The organism is Amycolatopsis kentuckyensis, assembly GCF_002155975.1.
GTDB classification, from domain to species: Bacteria; Actinomycetota; Actinomycetes; order Mycobacteriales; family Pseudonocardiaceae; genus Amycolatopsis; species Amycolatopsis kentuckyensis.
Map to the genome: position 1 here is coordinate 1 of NZ_MUMI01000540.1, position 1,696 is coordinate 1,696.

The 1,696-nt window shown below is 75.7% G+C and carries 1 protein-coding gene; it reads left to right on the forward strand.

Annotation, left to right across the window (positions count from 1 at the left end; genetic code table 11):
* Positions 1 to 222: 222 nt before the first annotated feature.
* Positions 223 to 1,696, forward strand: a 1,474-nt coding sequence (locus CCN39_RS40995; RefSeq protein WP_143264345.1) for a BTAD domain-containing putative transcriptional regulator, incomplete at its 3' end; no start/stop codon positions are given.

Genomic DNA, 1,696 nt, shown 5'->3' on the forward strand with positions numbered 1-1,696 from the left:
GTACCCCACTCGACGGCTGCTCCGCGAACCCCTCGCCACCACCGGACGCGAGAAAGCCTAGGAAAGCGCGGTGGACGAGCGCCTGTACCGCCGCTCCGCGCCGCCGTCACCGTCCGTACCTGCGGAAACGGTTATCTTCGCCGATCGGTGGTACAGCTCGGGCGGCACGATCGTGATGCTGGAGAGGTACGTTCCGCTCGGGGCACGCAGGAGAGGACGCCTGTGGACGAAGGCCTGTCGTTCGCCGGATGGCTGCGGGACCGGCGTGTGCTCGCCGGTCTCACCCAGGCCCAGCTCGCCGAGCGTGCGGGACTGAGCCTGCGCGCGGTGCGCAACGCCGAACTCGGCAGCGTCCGGCGGCCCCGGCCGGAGACGGCCCGCAAGCTGCGGGAAGCGCTTGCCGAGGCCCCGCCGGAGCCGCCGGAGCCCGTGTGGCTCGGCGTCCTGGGCCCGCTGACGGTGACGCGGGGCACCGAGGGCGTGGAGATCGGCGCCGAGAAGCAGCGCCTGCTGCTGGCGCTGCTGGCCCTGCAGCCGAACCGGACGGTCCGGCGCGAGGACCTCGTCGACGTCATCTGGGACGAGCCGCCGCCCTCGTGCCTGGAGCTGCTCCACACCTACGTCGCCCGGCTGCGGCGGGCGCTGCGGCCCGCCGACCCGATCGTCACGGACAAGGGCGGCTACCGGCTCGTGGCCGGCGAAGACGAGCTCGACCTGCTGCGCTTCGAAGCGCTGCTCGAGCGGAACGAGTACAAGGAGGCCCTCGAGCTCTGGCGCGGCCCGGCGCTCGCCGACGTCGAACGGCTGCGCCAGCACCCGGCCCGGCTCGCGCTGGCGATGCGGCGAGCCAGGGCGGTGCTGGCCTACGCCGGGGTCGCCGACCCCGAAGACGCGGCGGTGCAGCTGCGGGTGCTGACCGCCGAGGAGCCGCTGAACGAGTCCGCGCACGCCAAGCTGATGCTCGCGCTCGCCGAGTCCGGGCGCCAGGCCGCCGCGCTGGACGTCTTCGCCGAGGTGCGCCGGCGCCTGGCCGACGAGCTCGGCCTGGAACCCGGTCCCGAGCTGAAGGCCGCCCAGCGGCAGGTGCTGCGGCAGGACTTCGCCGCGCCGGAGCCACCCGCCCGGGTGCCGGCCCAGCTGCCCGCCGACGTCCCCGGCTTCCGCGGGCGCGCCGCCCAGCTGGCCGAGCTGGACGCGCTGCTGCACCGCGACGAAGGCGACACCGGCGCGCGCATCGCCGTCCTCTCCGGCACCGGCGGGGTCGGCAAGACCGCGCTCGCGGTCCGCTGGGCGCAGCGCTCGCCCGAGGAGTTCCCGGACGGCCAGCTCTACCTCGACCTGCACGGCTACGGCACGGTCCGGCCGGTGGACCCGGGTGACGCGCTGTCGGGGTTCCTGCGCGCCCTCGGCGTCGCCGGTGCGGACATCCCCGCCGAGCCGGACGAGCGCGCCGCGAAGTTCCGGACCGCGCTCACCGGGCGGCGGATGCTGCTGGTGCTGGACAACGCCAACTCGGTCGGGCAGGTCCGCCCGCTGCTGCCCGGCTCGCCGACCTGCCTGGTGCTGGTGACCAGCCGGGACGCGCTGCCCGGCCTGGTCGCCCGGCACGGCGCCCGCCGCGTGCTCGTCGACCTGCTCACCGAGGCCGAGGCCCGCGATCTGCTGCGCGCGCTGCTCGGCCGGCGCGTCGACGGCG